This window comes from Simplicispira sedimenti (assembly GCF_022760965.1).
Lineage (GTDB): Bacteria > Pseudomonadota > Gammaproteobacteria > Burkholderiales > Burkholderiaceae_C > Simplicispira > Simplicispira sedimenti.
The window spans coordinates 321,475-336,257 of the sequence record NZ_JAKVIJ010000001.1; the positions used below are offsets into that span (position 1 = coordinate 321,475).

Annotated in this window: 17 protein-coding genes; 14 read left to right on the forward strand and 3 right to left on the reverse strand. The window is 68.9% G+C overall.

Features of this window, described 5'->3' with window-relative positions; all coding sequences use genetic code 11:
• Positions 1-54: 54 nt before the first annotated feature.
• On the reverse strand, positions 55-1,071 hold the full coding sequence (locus MJ602_RS01460; RefSeq protein ID WP_162017880.1) for a sodium-dependent bicarbonate transport family permease: 1,017 nt from the start codon (positions 1,069-1,071) through the stop codon (positions 55-57).
• Between the two features lie 91 nt (positions 1,072-1,162).
• Between MJ602_RS01460 and MJ602_RS01465 the strand changes: the two genes are divergently transcribed.
• The 3 genes from MJ602_RS01465 (at position 1,163) to MJ602_RS01475 (ending at position 4,098) form a co-directional block, all read left to right on the forward strand.
• Positions 1,163-2,101, forward strand: coding sequence for a LysR family transcriptional regulator (locus MJ602_RS01465; RefSeq protein WP_243019101.1), 939 nt, complete (start codon positions 1,163-1,165; stop codon positions 2,099-2,101).
• Complete coding sequence (locus MJ602_RS01470) at positions 2,098-2,466, forward strand: nucleotide pyrophosphohydrolase (protein ID WP_162017878.1); 369 nt, start codon at positions 2,098-2,100, stop codon at positions 2,464-2,466. Before MJ602_RS01465 ends, MJ602_RS01470 begins: the two co-directional genes overlap by 4 nt.
• A 270-nt stretch (positions 2,467-2,736) precedes the next feature.
• Positions 2,737-4,098, forward strand: a complete 1,362-nt coding sequence (locus MJ602_RS01475; protein WP_243019102.1) for a homoserine dehydrogenase — start codon at positions 2,737-2,739, stop codon at positions 4,096-4,098.
• 4 nt (positions 4,099-4,102) lie between these two features.
• Here the strand turns inward: MJ602_RS01475 and MJ602_RS01480 are convergent, their stop codons facing one another.
• Positions 4,103-4,999: an AraC family transcriptional regulator gene (locus MJ602_RS01480; RefSeq protein WP_162017875.1), complete on the reverse strand. Its 897-nt coding sequence runs from the start codon at positions 4,997-4,999 to the stop codon at positions 4,103-4,105.
• 101 nt (positions 5,000-5,100) lie between these two features.
• On the opposite strand from MJ602_RS01480, the gene MJ602_RS01485 reads away from it, so the two are divergent.
• Positions 5,101-5,892: a hypothetical protein gene (locus MJ602_RS01485; protein ID WP_162017874.1), complete on the forward strand. Its 792-nt coding sequence runs from the start codon at positions 5,101-5,103 to the stop codon at positions 5,890-5,892.
• Positions 5,893-5,901: 9 nt separating this feature from the next.
• Here the strand turns inward: MJ602_RS01485 and nhaR are convergent, their stop codons facing one another.
• Positions 5,902-6,828: a transcriptional activator NhaR gene (gene nhaR / locus MJ602_RS01490; protein ID WP_162017873.1), complete on the reverse strand. Its 927-nt coding sequence runs from the start codon at positions 6,826-6,828 to the stop codon at positions 5,902-5,904.
• Positions 6,829-6,935: 107 nt separating this feature from the next.
• Between nhaR and MJ602_RS01495 the strand changes: the two genes are divergently transcribed.
• The 10 genes from MJ602_RS01495 to MJ602_RS01540 all read left to right on the forward strand — a co-directional run bounded on the left by MJ602_RS01495 (position 6,936) and on the right by MJ602_RS01540 (position 14,708).
• Positions 6,936-7,166 (forward strand): TFIIB-type zinc ribbon-containing protein, encoded by a 231-nt coding sequence (locus MJ602_RS01495; RefSeq protein WP_162017872.1) that lies wholly within the window; start codon positions 6,936-6,938, stop codon positions 7,164-7,166.
• A 43-nt stretch (positions 7,167-7,209) separates the two neighbouring features.
• Positions 7,210-7,641: a tellurite resistance TerB family protein gene (locus tag MJ602_RS01500; RefSeq protein WP_162017871.1), complete on the forward strand. Its 432-nt coding sequence runs from the start codon at positions 7,210-7,212 to the stop codon at positions 7,639-7,641.
• A 36-nt stretch (positions 7,642-7,677) separates the two neighbouring features.
• Positions 7,678-8,715 (forward strand): TerC family protein, encoded by a 1,038-nt coding sequence (locus MJ602_RS01505; protein WP_243019103.1) that lies wholly within the window; start codon positions 7,678-7,680, stop codon positions 8,713-8,715.
• 188 nt (positions 8,716-8,903) lie between these two features.
• On the forward strand, positions 8,904-11,078 hold the full coding sequence (gene dinG / locus MJ602_RS01510; RefSeq protein WP_243019104.1) for an ATP-dependent DNA helicase DinG: 2,175 nt from the start codon (positions 8,904-8,906) through the stop codon (positions 11,076-11,078).
• 38 nt (positions 11,079-11,116) lie between these two features.
• A complete protein-coding gene (locus MJ602_RS01515) occupies positions 11,117-11,473 on the forward strand; it encodes a zinc ribbon domain-containing protein YjdM (protein ID WP_243019105.1) in 357 nt (118 codons plus the stop codon).
• Between the two features lie 7 nt (positions 11,474-11,480).
• Complete coding sequence (locus MJ602_RS01520) at positions 11,481-12,104, forward strand: 3'-5' exonuclease (protein ID WP_243019106.1); 624 nt, start codon at positions 11,481-11,483, stop codon at positions 12,102-12,104.
• A 76-nt stretch (positions 12,105-12,180) separates the two neighbouring features.
• The gene (locus MJ602_RS01525; RefSeq protein WP_243019107.1) at positions 12,181-12,762 is read left to right on the forward strand and encodes an NnrU family protein; all 582 of its coding nucleotides are present in this window, start codon (positions 12,181-12,183) and stop codon (positions 12,760-12,762) included.
• 24 nt (positions 12,763-12,786) lie between these two features.
• Positions 12,787-12,963 (forward strand): LiaI-LiaF-like domain-containing protein, encoded by a 177-nt coding sequence (locus tag MJ602_RS01530; RefSeq protein ID WP_243019108.1) that lies wholly within the window; start codon positions 12,787-12,789, stop codon positions 12,961-12,963.
• A 68-nt stretch (positions 12,964-13,031) separates the two neighbouring features.
• Entirely contained in the window at positions 13,032-13,547 is a 516-nt protein-coding gene (locus tag MJ602_RS01535; protein WP_243019109.1) for a C40 family peptidase, read from the forward strand.
• A 60-nt stretch (positions 13,548-13,607) separates the two neighbouring features.
• Complete coding sequence (locus MJ602_RS01540) at positions 13,608-14,708, forward strand: 3-deoxy-7-phosphoheptulonate synthase (RefSeq protein ID WP_243019110.1); 1,101 nt, start codon at positions 13,608-13,610, stop codon at positions 14,706-14,708.
• The last annotated feature ends 75 nt before the right edge of the window (positions 14,709-14,783 follow it).

Genomic DNA, 14,783 nt, shown 5'->3' on the forward strand with positions numbered 1-14,783 from the left:
CAAGGCATGGCGGGTTTTTTATCGGCAGTTTCCATGGCTGCGCCGCGGGCCACTTCACCCCAGGGCCCAAGCAGCCACCTGGGTGTAGCACGTGATGCCCAGCAGGATGTTGAGCGGAAACGTCAGCCCGAGCGACAGGCCCACGTAGAGCGACGGATTGGCCTCTGGGATGGCATAGCGCACCACGGCGGGCACGGCGATGTAGGACGCGCTGGCGGCCAGCACCATGAGCAGCACGGTGTCGCCCAGCGGCAGGCCGGCCGCCTGCGCCAGCAGCAGCGCCAGGCCGGCATGCACGGGCGGCGCCAGCAGGCCGTAGGCGATGAGCAGGGGCGGCTGGCTGCGCAGGCCGGGCAGGTTGCGCGCGGCGCTCAGGCCCATGTCGAGCAGGAAGAAGGCCAGCATGCCCTTGAACAGATCGCCGGCAAACGGCTTCATGGCCTGCTGGCCCGCCTCGCCCGTGAGCAGGCCCACGGCCATGGCGCCGAGCAGCAGCAACTGGGCGCCGTCGGTGAAGGATTCGTGCAGCACTTTGGAGAGAGAAAAGCCCGCCCCTCCCTGACCACCGCCCAGCGCCAGGGTGCCGCCACCACCGACCTGCACGGCAACGGGCGTGGCGGCCTGGCTGCGGCGCAGGGCATTGGCCATGAGCACGGCCAGGATGATGGCGGGCGACTCCATCAGTGCCATGGCGGCAGCCATGTGGCCGCCGTAGGCGATGCCCTGGGCGTCGAGGTGGGCCGTGGCCGTGATGAAGGTGACGGCGCTGACCGAGCCGTAGGTGGCGGCCACGGCCGCGGCATCAAAGCGCGGAATGAAACGGCTCAGCAGCAGGTAGCTGGCCACCGGCACCGCCACGGCCAGCGCCACTGCCAGCCCCAGGCCCGTGGCCACCTGCGCCGTGAGGCCCGACTGCGCCAGCGCGAAGCCGCCCTTGAGCCCCAGCGCCATCAGCAGGTACAGCGACAGGAAACGCGAGATGGGCGCGGGAATTTCGAGGTTGGATTTGATGAGTCCGGCAAAGACGCCGAAGACGAAGAACAGGATGGCAGGGTCGATCAGGGTGTGCATGGCGGGGCTTTCACAGGCTCGGCGTGACTGTAGGGGCCCCGATGGATAAAGTAAAATCGATATTTAAATAGATAACAATAGATTTTTATCTATGAGTATCACCTTCCGCCAGATGCGCCTGTTCCTGGCGCTGGCCGATACGGGCAGCGTCAGCGGCGCGGCGCGGGCCCTGCATGTGACGCAGCCCACCGCGTCCATGCAGTTGCGCGAGGTGACCGAAGCCGTGGGTCTGCCGCTGTACGAGGTGATCGGGCGCCGCGTGCACCTCACCGATGCCGGCCGCGACCTGGCCGCCACGGCACGCGCCATCGTCGATGCATGGGAGAACTTCGGCCAGCGGGTCAACGCCATGCACGGCCTCACGCGCGGGCGCCTGCGCGTGGCCGTGGTCAGCACGGCCAAGTACTTCGTACCGCGCCTGCTGGGCGGCTTTTGCACGCAGTACCCGGACATCGAGATCGCGCTGGAGGTGCTCAACCGCGACGGCGTGGTGCAGCGCCTGCGCGAGAACCTGGACGATCTCTACGTCATGTCCATGCCCCCGGCGGATCTGGACCTGGAAGACCATGTCTTTCTCTCCAACCCGCTGGTGCTCGTGGCCTGGCAAGGCCATCGCCTGGCGAAGCGCCGCCGCATCGCCCTGGCGGACCTGGGTGACGAGCGCTTCGTGCTGCGCGAACGCGGCTCCGGTACCCGGCTGGCCACGGACCGTTTCTTCGCGGCCCAGGGCTTCGAGGCGCCCACGCGGCTGGAACTGGGCAGCAACGAGGCCATCAAGGAAGCCGTGGCGGGCCGCCTCGGGCTGGCCGTGCTGTCCAGGCATGCCCTGCGCGACAGCGAGCTGGAAACCGATCTGTGCGTGCTGCCGGTGCAGGGCATGCCCATTCCCTCGCAATGGCATGTGGTGCACCCGCGCGCCAAGCAGCTCTCGCCGATTGCGCAGGTCTTTCGCGCCCACCTGCTGGGCGCCGCAGGCCAGGCACCCGCCCAGACCGGGCGAGGCTCAGTGCCGCTACAGTCGCCGCCATGATCGACACCACGCCTCCCGAAGACCGCATGCAGGCCCTGGCCCGCGCACTGCAGCAGTTCGCCGACGCGCGCGACTGGGGCCCCTTCCATTCGCCCAAGAACCTGGCCTCGGCGCTGATCGTCGAGGCCGGCGAGCTGCTGGAGCATTTCCAGTGGCTCACCGAGGACCAGAGCCGCCAGCTCGCGCCCGGCCAGAAGCAGGCCGTGGCGCACGAGATGGCCGACGTGCTGCTCTACCTGGTGCAGCTCTCCACGGTGCTGGACATCGACCTGATGGACGCGGCGCGCGCCAAGATGGCCCTGAACGCGCAGAAGTACCCCGCAGAGCAGTCACGCGGCCACAGCCGCAAATACGACACGCTGTGAGGGCGGCGCAGCGCCTCATGTACACTGGCCGCTTCATGCCGTACCTCCCGTTCATCACCGCATCCGCTGTTGCCCCCATGGGCGGCATGATGCCGCGCGCCTGCGCGCGGGCGATGGGGGCACGAATGATTACCACCATTACCACCGCGGCCACCTGAGCACGCGCAGGTGGCCGTACCGGCGGCCACCTGGTGTCTTCTCTCTTCTTCCCCGAACTAACGAAACCCAGCCCTGGCGGCCGGGTTTGCTTTTGTTTGTTCGGAGAAGTCCATGTACCGCGATCCTGATCCCCGTTTCGAATCCCTTGGCGGCCACCCCGTGGCCCTGCGCCCGCTGCGCGTGGGCATGATCGGCATTGGCACCGTGGGCGCGGGCACCTTCCGCGTGCTGACGCGCAACCAGGCCGAAATCGCGGCGCGCGCCGGGCGCGGCATCGAGGTGGTGGCCGTGGCCGCGCGCAACCTGGCACGCGCCGCCGCCATCGTGGGCGAGGGCGTCGCGCTGACGGACGACCCGCTGCAGGTCGCCACGCGGCCCGATGTGGACGTGCTGGTCGAAGTGGCCGGCGGCACCGGCCCGGCGCGCGACTGGGTGCTGGCCGCCATCGCGCACGGCAAGCACGTGGTCACGGCCAACAAGGCGCTGCTGGCCGAGCACGGCGAGGCGATCTTCGGCGCCGCGCGCCAGCACGGCGTGGCCGTGGCCTACGAGGGCGCGGTGGCGGTGAGCATCCCCATCATCAAGGCGCTGCGAGAGGGGCTCACGGCCAACCGCATCGAGTGGGTGGCGGGTATCGTCAACGGCACCACCAACTTCATCCTGAGCAAGATGCGCGACGAGGGCATCAGCCTGGCCGAGGCCATGGCGCAGGCCGGCGCGCTGGGCTACCTGGAGGCCGACCCTTCGCTCGACATCGACGGTTGGGACGCAGCGCACAAGCTCGCGCTGCTGGCGGCCAGCGCCTTCGGCATGCGCGTGGACTTTGCCGACGTGCAGGTCAAGGGCATCACCGCGCTGCATCGCCTGGACGTGGCCTGCGCCGAGCAGCTGGGCTACCGCATCAAGCTGCTGGCCGTGGCGCGGCGGCGCGACGACGGCGTGGAGCTGCGCGTGCAGCCCGCGCTGCTGCCCGCCACACACCTGCTGGCCCACGTGAACGGTTCCATGAACGGCATCATGGTCAAGGGCGACGCCGCAGGCGTGACCTTGTACTACGGCGCGGGCGCGGGCTCGGAGCCAACGGCCTCGGCCGTGATCGCCGACCTCGTGGACGTGGCCCGGCTGGAGGGCACGCAGGCCGCGCAGCGCGTGCCGCACCTGGGTTTCCACGCCCATGCGCTGCAGGCCCTGCCGGTGCTGCCGCGCGCCGCCGTGCGCTCGCGGCACTACCTGCGCGTGCCGGTGCACGGCGCCTCTGGCATCGCGGCCGTGGGTGCGCTGCTGGCGCGCCAGGGCGTGCCGGTGGAACGCCTGGAGTGGATGGCTGACAGCACCGAGGACGCCCGCCAGGTGCTGGTGCTGACCGACGAGGCGCCCCAGGGCACCGTGGACCTGGCCGTGCACGCGCTGCAGGCCCTGCCGGAGGTGGCAGGCCCCTGCGTGCAGTGGCGCGTGGAGCTGCTGGCGGGGTAGGCGTTCAGCCTGGCGCAGGCCCCTCACTGGCCAGCCAATCGCGCACCGAGCAGCCCACGCGCTGGCGGAACAGGCGCGAGAGCGCCGACGGGTTGGCGTAGCCCAGCTCCGGCGCGAGCTGCTTGACCGGCCGGCCCGCGCGCAGGGCCGCCTGCGCGAGCGCCAGGCGCCAGTCGGCCAGGTAGTCGGCAGGCGTCTGGCCCACCGCCGTGCGGAAAGCCGCCGCGAAGGCGCTGCGCGACATGCCGGCCTGTGCCGCCATGCGTTCCAGGGTCCAGTCCTGGCCCGGCTGCTCATGCAGCGCCACGAGCGCGCGCGCCAGCCGCGGGTCGCCCAGCCCGGTGATCAGACCCGGTGGCAGACCGCATGCGGCGGCGTGGTCCAGCAGCCAGCGCAGCAGCTGGATCAGCAACACCTCGAACAGCCGGTCGGCCAACAGGCGGTGGCCGCAGCGCAGTTGCTCGGTCTCGGCGAACAGCAGCGCCAGCGTGTGCTCCAGCCCCGGTGCCTCACGCAGCGGCAGCGCCACCAGCGGGGGCAGGGCGCGGGCCAGCGGGTGGCTGGCGCCCCCCTCGAAGGCCAGCGTGGCGCAGACGAAATCCGAGCCCTCAGCCGGCGGGTTGTGGAAGGTGTGCGCCAGCGGGCGCGGGTAGAACAGCAGCGTGGGTTCGTCCACCTGCAAGCGGCGCGGCGCTCCGCTGCGCGCGGGGTGCTCCAACGTCATCGCGCCCCGGCGCAACACATGCACGAAGCCGCGCCCCTGCGCCGCATCGAAATGCGTCACACCGCACAGCGGCCCGGCGTGCAGCCAATGGGCGCGCACGCGGAATCGCTCCAGCAGGGCGGACAGCCGGTCCAGCGAGTGCTCGGGGGCCGATACGGAGGTGGCGTCAGTTTGCATCTGGACGAATGGGTACGAATGTTGGACAGAAAGAACCCCATGGTACCTCGCCACGTCGCACCATGGCGGTGTTCTTTCACCCCTGCACCAGGAGCATTGCCATGACCACCCCAGTTTTCTTCCCCCGTCCTTCCACCCTGGCGCTCGCCGCCGCGCTGCTCGCCGGCGCCGCCGCGCCCGCCCTGGCCCACGGCCCCAAGCCGCACGCAGAGGGCGGCATTGCCAGCGCGCCCAGCAAGGCCGTGAAGGCGCCGTTCGACATCGTGCACACGCGCATCACCACCGAGGGGCGCACGGCCGTGTTCCACATCGGCGTCTCGGGCAAGGCGGGCGCGCTCAAGCCCACACGCACCGGCAAGCTCGCGGGCAGCCGGGTGTTCTCCTACGTCTGGCCGACCACGCTGGACCCGGCCATGGTGGGCTTCGAGCCCGGCAGCGGCACGCTGGCCTTCGCGGTCACGGCGCACCCGGACTTCGACGACACACCGCTGTTCGACGAGAACGGCGATGGCAACCCCGGCAACGACGGCAACCTCTGGCATTCGCACTGGGTAGTGCTGCAGCCCGACGAGGCCTGCGGACCCGGCGCGCTCAAGGTGGCCGACATTCCCGCGGGACAGCAGCCGCGCCTGCCCAAGACCTGGCCGGGGCTGCCGCTACTCATCGACAGCCCGGGCTGGAGCCCGCGCCTCAAGGGCGACACGCTGGAGGTGCGCGTGCCCTTCGACGACATCGCCCCCGTGCAGGCCGCGCGCTTTGACGGCGTGGCCGCCGCGCTGCGCGTGAACGCCAGCGTGCACAGCCCGCTGCTGTGCGTGGCCGAAGTGTTCAAGGTGGCCTCGGGCCAGCTCTCGCTGCCAGGCCAGGTGGAAGCGGGCGCCCCCCAGCGCTGAGAAACCGGGTCAGTCCGCGCGCGCGGCAAACAGCTTGCCGCGCGCAGTCGCCGTGATGGCCGCCACGGCTGGGTGCGTGATGCGGCGCTCGACCGAGATGGCATAGAACTCCTCCATCAGGTCGTCCGGCGTTCCCAGCCACTGCACCTGGTACTGCTGCGCGATCTCATCCGCCAGCACGGCGGGCGCGGCGAACACGCCCCTGCCCTCGCGTCCAAAGGCCTTGAGCAGGGCACTGTCGTCGAACTCCGCAGCCACCACCGGCGCCAGCCCGTGCTCGCTCAACCACGCGTCGATGCGGGGCCGCAGCGCGGTGGGCGCGCTGGGCAACAACATGGGCATGACGGCCAGGCAGGCAGGAAAAGTCTTGCGCGCGCGTTGCGCCGTCAGCCCCGCCTCCTTGAGCAGCCGGGGCGCGGCAAAGAACGCTACGCCGGAACGCCCCAGCAAGTGGGTGTACACGCGCACGCTGAGGCTGACGGGCGCAGGCACATCGGACACGATCAGGTCCAGCCGGTGCACCGCCAGCTCGGCCAGCAGACCGGTGAGCCCACCCTCGTGGCAGGCCAGGCGGGGCGGCTCGGGCAGCGCCATGGCCGGCTCCAGCACATGGAAGGCCACGGCCTTGGGCACCGAGTCGGCAATGCCCACGCGCAGCACTGTGGTGCGCCGCGCGTCGCGCCCACTGGCCAGCGCCTCCTGCAGCGAGGATCCCAGGGCAAAGATCTCATCGGCGTAACGCATCACCAGCCGCCCTGCATCGGTGGGCTCGACCCCCCGACCCACCTTGCGCAACAGGGGCTGGCCCACCCGCTCTTCCAGCAGCTTGATCTGGCCGCTGAGGGTTTGCGGCGTGAGGTGCAGTTGCTCGCTCGCGCGCACGATGCCGCCGGCGCGCAGCACGGTCCAGAAGTAGTGCAGGTGCTTGTAGTTCATGGCGTCAACAGTGCGGTTTTATCGAAGTATTGCGCGCATTTTCTGATTTTTTTCTGATCTATGCCTGCCTACAGTGCACCCCTATCCACTGCTCTGAAGGAGTTCCCATGAAATGTCCCAGCTGCTCGACATCCTCGCTGGTCATCACCGAACGCAGCGATATCGAGATTGATTACTGCCCCCAATGCCGCGGCGTCTGGCTGGACCGGGGCGAGCTGGACAAGCTGATCGAACGGTCACAACTGGAGTACGCGCCCGCCCAGGGCAACACGGGCTTCGAGCGCATCGCTCCGCACCGGCGACGCAAGTCCTCATGGCTGAGCGAACTGTTTGATTGACCCGTCCCCTTGCACCCCCACACCCAACCCCAGGAGATACCCCATGCGCAGCTACCCCCGCAACAGCCCCGAAGCCGCCGCCCGCATCGTGGCGCTCATCATGGTGGCCGATGGCCACGTCAGCCGCAGCGAGACGGCTGCGCTGGACAGGCTGCATGCCAGCACCCTGCTGGACATTGCGCCCGCCGACATGGCACGGGTGCTGCGTGAACTCTCCGAGGACCTCATGTGCACGGCCTATGCCCCTTGGGGCAGTGCGTGCCGGATCGGTGACGAATTGCTGCGCGCGCTGCTGTCCGAGGTGGACGACCCCGAACTGCGTGCCACCACCCTGGCGCTGTGCCAGGAGGTGGCGCAGGCCGATGCCCACCTCTCCGAAGCGGAAGAAAGCCTGCTGGCGCAAACGGCCCACCTGTGGGGCCTGGGTCTGGGTCAGCGCACCCGGCTGCAGCGCCAATCGGCCCTGAGCCTGTGACCTGCTCCCACCCGAACAACCGAACCTTCTTGCACCATGACTGAAATTCTGCAGACCGCCTTCCTGGGCCACGCCGTCTGGCTGTGGCTGGTGTTCGTGACGGTGGTGGTGGCCTTGCTCGCCTTCGACCTGGGCGTCTTGCACCGCGACGACCACGAAATCGGCATCCGCGAAAGCCTCTGGCTCTCGGCCGGCTACATCGGCGCGGCCACGCTCTTCGGTGCGTGGCTGTGGTGGCAGCTAGGCAGCCAGAGCGGCATCGACTACTTCACTGGCTTTGTGGTCGAAAAATCGCTGTCCATGGACAACGTGTTCGTGATTGCGATGATCTTCTCGTTCTTCGCCATTCCGCGCCAGTACCAGCACCGCGTGCTGTTCTGGGGCATTCTGGGCGTCATCGTGCTGCGCGCGATCATGATCGGCCTGGGCGCCGCACTGGTCACCCAGTTCTCGTGGGTGCTGTACCTGTTTGGCGCCTTCCTGGTGGCTACCGGCATCAAGATGCTGTGGATGGCCGACCACACGCCCAACCTGGATAAGAACCCGCTGCTGCGCTGGCTGCGCACCCACCTGCGCGTGACGCCGCAGTTGCACGGCAACGCGTTCTTCGTGAGCGCACCACACCCTACCAGCGGAAAGGCCGTGACCTGGGTAACGCCCCTGTTCCTGGCACTGTGCATGGTGGAGTTTGCCGACCTGATCTTCGCCGTGGATTCGGTGCCCGCCATCTTCGCCATCACCACCGACCCGTTCATCGTGTACACGAGCAACATCTTCGCCATCCTGGGCCTGCGCGCGCTGTACTTTGCGCTGGCGGCCATGATCCACCGCTTCGCCTACCTCAAGTACGCGCTGGCCCTGGTGCTGGTGTTCATCGGCAGCAAGATCTTCCTGGTCAACATCGTGGGCAAGATTCCCTCGCTGGTCAGCCTGGGCATCACAGTGGGGCTGATTGCCGGGGGGGTGCTGGTGTCGCTGTGGAAGACACGCGGCCAGGCCGCCGGGGCCGTGGCGTGGGCCCCTGAAGAGGCACTGGCCGCACCCAAGGACGGAGGCACCGTGCAAGCCCAGTGACGGGCAACTCAAGCCCAAACCCTGTGCAATGGTGGGAGCAGACCGGTCCGGCCCCGCATGAGGCCAGATCTGAAAGCCCCACCATTCGCTATTATTTTGATAGCTATTGGCGCAATATCCATAAGCGCTGAAGCCATATTTCTTACCAATACCGAGCGAATTGCCGGCTGTGCCACACTCCCACCCCTATGTCTTCCACAGAATGGGCCCAGGCGGGCCTGCAGGCGTTCGATGCGGTGGTGCGCTCCACCGAGGGTTTCCGTGGCCGCGCGGGCCAGCGCGCCATGGCCGAGCAGGTGGCGCGCACCTTCGGCGCGGCGCAGCTCGGCAAGGTGGACGAGGAGGAGGGCGAGCCCACGCGCGCCATCGCCGTGATCCAGGCCGGCACGGGCGTGGGCAAGTCGCTGGCCTACTGCGCGCCGGCCATCGCCATCGCGCTGGCGCGCGGCACGCGCGTGCTCATTTCCACCGCCACCGTGGCGCTGCAGGAGCAGCTGGTGCACAAGGACCTGCCCGCGCTCGCTGCGCAGATGGAGCAACCCTTCAAATTCGCGCTGGCCAAGGGGCGCGGGCGCTATGTGTGCAAGCTCAAGCTCGAACGCCTGGCCGGCACGGGCGAGGCGCACGGCGAGGACGATGACGACCTGTTCCCCGAGGAGGCCGCGCACGCGCGCGGCAAGCCCAGCCGGCAGGAGACCGAGGCACGCATGCAGTTCTACGCCAGCATGGCGCAGGCCCTGGCTCAGGGAGCGTGGGACGGCGACCGCGACAGCCTGGACACGCCGCCCGAGCCCGAGGCCTGGAGCCCCGTGGCGGCCGAGGGCAGCTCGTGCACCGGGCGGCACTGCCCGGCCTTCAGCCAGTGCGTGTACTACGACCAGCGCAAGGCGCTGGTGGGCGCGCAGGTGATCGTGGCCAACCACGACCTGCTGCTGTCGTCCTTGGGCGCGCGCGTGCTGCCCGAGCTGGACAACTGCCTGCTGGTGCTGGACGAGGCGCACCACCTGCCCGCCACCGCGCTGGACCAGTTCGCCTGCAGCGCGGACCTGAGCCGCCTCACCTGGATCGACCGGCTCTCCAGCCGCGCGCTGCGCATCGGCACGCTGGTGGAGGTGACCGAGGTGGCCGACATCCCGCGCCACGCCAGCCAGTTGCGCCAGCACCTGCAAGACCTGGCGCGCCTGGTGATGGACCTGTACGGCGAGGCCCTCAAGGCCCAGAACAGCGCCTGGGGCCCGGCGCGCGTGCGCGTGCCGCGCGGCGTGCTGCCCGGGGCGCTGCACGAGCCGCTGGGCCAGCTCGCGCACCACGCGGCGGGCTTTCTGGAATGCCTGCGCGCCATCTCCAAGGCGCTGCGCGCCGAGATGCGCGACAAGCCCGACGAGGCGCGGCGCCTGTCGCAGCTCTATGCGCAGATCGGCACGCTCGCGCCCCGGCTCGAAGCCGTGCACGCCACGGCGCAACTGCTGCTGCAGGAGCCGCCCGAGGGCGAGGCCACGGGCTTCGTGCCCAACGCCAAGTGGTTCACGCTGGAGACCGACGGCGACTTCATCGTCGTCAAGGCGCACGCCAGCCCCATCCTGCCCGGCAGCACGCTGCGCGGCCACCTCTGGAGCAGCGTGCGCGGCGCGGTGCTGACCTCGGCCACGCTCACAAGCTGCGGACAGTTCGATTTCTTCCTGCGCGAATCGGGCCTGCACGGCATGGATGCCGCCACCACGCTCGAAGTGCCCAGCCCGTTCAACTACGCCGCCCAGGGCACCTTGATCGCCGCCGAGACCCACGCCGACCCGAAGAACGCCGTGCAGTTCACCACCGAGATGGTCGAGGCCCTGCTGCACGACCTGGCGCGCGTGGAATACGGCGCCCTGGTGCTGTTCACCTCGCGCGAGCAGATGCGCCAGGCGGTCGATGCGCTGGCCACCTCCATGCGCAGCGTGGTGCTGGTGCAGAACCAGATCCCGCGCACGCAGCTGCTGGCGCGTCACCGCGAGCGCGTGGCGGCGGGCGAGCCCTCCATCATCTTCGGCATGCAGTCCTTCGGCGAAGGGCTGGACCTGCCTGGGCGGCTGTGCGAATCGGTGTTCATCACCAAGCTGCCCTTCGCCCCGCCCGACGACCCCGTGGGCGAGACCCGCGCCGAATGGCTGCGCGCCGTGGGGCGCGATCCGTTCAGCGAACTGGTGGTGCCGGCCACCGCCATCCGCCTGGCGCAATGGGCGGGCCGCGCCATCCGCACCGAGGAAGACCAGGCGCATGTGTATTGCTACGACAAACGCCTCACGCGCACCAGCTACGGCCAGCGCCTGCTCAAGGGCCTGCCGCCGTTCACGTTGGAGCGGCGCGGCGCGCGCGGACAATAGCGGCCCTGCACCACAACAACACAGCGGAGGAAATCCCCATGCCCCACACCGTGCCCGCCTGCCCGCAATGCGGCCAGGAAAACACCTATCCCGACGGCGACAACTACATCTGCCCCGACTGCGGGCACGAATGGCCCCAGGCCGCCGCCGCCAGCCAGGAGGACGAAGCCGCCGGCGACGGCGTGGTGCGCGACGCCAACGGCAACCCGCTGCAGGACGGCGACGCCGTGATCCTGGTGAAGGACCTCAAGGTCAAGGGCGCGTCGTCCACGCTGAAGAAGGGCACCAAGATCAAGGGCATCCGCCTGGTGGACGGCTCCGACGGCCACAACGTGGACTGCAAGACCGACCTGGGCAGCATGTTGCTCAAGTCAGAATTCCTGAAAAAGGCCTGAAACCCCGATGCCCGCGCCCATCGCCATCATCGACTTCGAGACCACCGGCAGCACACCCGCCCAGGGCGCGCGCGCCACCGAGGTGGCCATCGTGCTCGTGGAGGGCGGCCAGGTGGTGGACCAGTTCCAGAGCCTGATGAACGCTGGGGTGCGCATTCCGCCGTTCATCACGCAGCTCACCGGCATCACCAACGCCATGGTGGCCGATGCACCGCCCGCGGCCGAGGTCATGGCGCAGGCGCGCCGTTTTGTGGGCGACACACCGCTGGTGGCGCACAACGCGCCGTTCGACCGGGGCTTCTGGCAGGCCGAACTGGCGCGCGCCAACTGCGATGCGCCGCAGCCCTTTGCCTGCACGGTGCGGCTGGCGCGCCGCCTGTACCCCGAGGCTCCCAACCACCAGCTCGGCACGCTGGCACGCTTTCACCAGTTGCCCAGCACGGGCCGCGCGCACCGGGCGCTGGCCGACGCGCAGGTGACGGCGGCGCTGCTGCTGCGCATGCAGCAGGACCTGCGCGAGCGCTGGGGCGTGGCCGCGCCGGACTTTGGTTTTTTGCTGGCGCTGCAGGCCTGCCCCAAGGCGCGGCTGGCGCGGTTTCTGCAGTCAAACACCCTGGGCATGGCGGGTTGAGGCGATCGGGGCTGCACGCTGTCACGGTCTGCCGATACAGTGGAGCCCTTGTTCAGTCACAACAACAGGGGTTTCCATGGTGATTCTGGTTCTGGGTCTGGTGCTCTTTTTGGGAGTGCATTCGGTGCGCATCGTGGCCGATGGCTGGCGCACGCAGATGCGTGCGCGCCTGGGCGAGGGTGCCTGGAAGGGGCTGTACTCGGTGGTGTCGATCGTGGGCCTGGGGCTGGTGGTCTGGGGCTATGGGCTGGCACGGCAGGAGCCGGTCGTGCTGTGGAACCCGCCCGTGGCCATGCGGCACATGGCATCGCTGTTCACGCTGGTGGCGTTTGTGCTGCTGCTGGCCGCCTATGTGCCGCGCAATGTGTTCAAGGCGCGGCTGCACCACCCCATGGTGCTGGCGGTCAAGACCTGGGCGCTGGGGCACCTGATCTCCAACGGCAACCTGGCCGATGTGGCGCTGTTTGGCGGTTTTTTGCTGTGGGCGGTGCTGGACTTCCGCGCCGCGCGCCAGCGCGACCGGGCCCAGGGCACCAGCTACCCCAGCGGCACGCTGGCGGGCACGGGCATCACCGTGGTGCTGGGGGGCGTGGCCTGGGCGGCGTTTGCCTTCTGGGGCCATGCACTGCTGATTGGCATCTCACCGCTGGGGCGCTAAGCTGACCCCCTCAAGGAGGTACCCATGAAAGGCAATTTTGCAGCTGTGGTTCTGGTGGTGGTGGGCAGCTTCATGCTGCTGACCAACCTGGGCATCATCGACGTGAGTGTGCGTGAGCTGCTGCACACTTGGTGGCCGGTGGTGCTGATTGGTGTGGGCGTGGCCCTGTTCGTGACGCCGGAGCGCATCAAGAAGAAGTGAAGGCTGGACGGCCCAGCGCTGGTTTGCTATTGTATTTATAGCTGCCAGCGCTTATATTCATTGCCTTCATGCCCATTTTTACCCTGAATTCCACCGTCACCCGCGTGCCCGCCATGCTCACATTGGCGGCGGCCTTGCTGCTGGGCGCCTGTGGCAGCGCGCCCCCGGCGCGAATGGAGCCGTCGGCCTGGCCGGGTACGCCCTCGCTGTCGGACGAGCAGGCGCACGACATCGCCATCCACGCGCTGGGCCTGGTGGGCACGCCCTACCGCTACGGGGGCAACACGCCCGACACAGGTTTTGATTGCAGCGGCCTGATCGGCTACGTGTACCGCCAGCGCGTGGGCACTCCGCCACCGCGCACCGTGGCCCAGCTGAACCAGTGGGGCCAGCCGATTGACGCCAACGAACTGCGCACCGGCGACCTGGTGGTGTTTGGCCGGGGCCGCAGTCCCTCGCACGCCGGCATTTATGTGGGGGAGGGGCGGTTTGTGCATGCGCCCAGCAGCGGCGGCACGGTGCGCCTGGACCATCTGCAGTCGCGCCACTGGTCCAACCAGAACCCCGCCTTCCGCAGGCCCTGAGCGCCTGCTCTGCGCACGCGACAGCGGCTTGAAAGCCGTCCGCGCGACAATCGGGGGATCATGAACCACGTCCACCGCCCCGCCAGCGTGCCCAGCACGCACGACACCACCCGCATCGACGACACGCGCATCAAGGCCGTGCGCCCCTTGATCACCCCTGCACTGCTGCAGGAGTGGCTGCCCACGCCGGACAGCGCCCTGGCGCTGGTGGAAGGCAGCCGCGCCGCCATTTCGCGCGTGCTGCACGGGCAGGACGACCGGCTCGTGGTGGTGGTGGGGCCTTGCTCCATCCACGACCACGACCAGGCCATGGACTACGCGCGCCAGCTCAAGGCGCAGGCCGAGGCGCTGCAGGACGACCTGCTCGTGGTGATGCGTGTGTACTTTGAAAAGCCGCGCACCACCGTGGGCTGGAAGGGCTACATCAACGACCCGCACCTGGACGGCAGCTTTGCCATCAACGAAGGGCTGGAGATGGCGCGCACGCTGCTGCTGGACATTCTGGCGCTGGGCCTGCCGGTAGGCACCGAGTTCCTGGACCTGCTGTCGCCACAGTTCATCAGCGACCTGGTGAGCTGGGCCGCCATTGGCGCACGCACCACCGAGAGCCAGAGCCACCGCCAGCTCGCCAGCGGCCTGAGCTGCCCGGTGGGCTTCAAGAACGGCACCGACGGCGGCGTGAAGGTGGCCACCGACGCCATCCAGGCCGCGCAGTCCACCCACGCCTTCATGGGCATGACCAAGATGGGCCAGGCCGCCATTTTTGAAACGCGCGGCAACCAGGACTGCCACGTCATCCTGCGCGGTGGCAAGCACCCCAACTATCAAAAGGCCGATGTGGATGCCGCCTGCGCACTGCTGCAGGCGGCAGGCCTGCGTGAGCAGGTGATGATCGACGTATCGCACGCCAACAGCAGCAAGCAGCACCAGCGCCAGATCGTGGTGGCCCACGATGTGGCGGCCCAGATTGCCGCAGGCGATGCACGCATCACCGGCGTGATGATCGAAAGCCACCTGAACGAGGGCCGCCAGGACATCGTGCCCGGCCAGGCGCTGCGCCAGGGCGTGTCGGTGACCGACGCCTGCATCAGCATGGAACAGACCGTGCCCGTGTTGCAGGCCTTGGCCCAGGCGGTACGCACGCGCCGTGCAGGCCGCTGAGAGGCGGATTGCCTTTGGCCCACGGATGGCGGAACCGGAGCGAAACGGGTAGCATGACGTAAGCATTTGTGACAA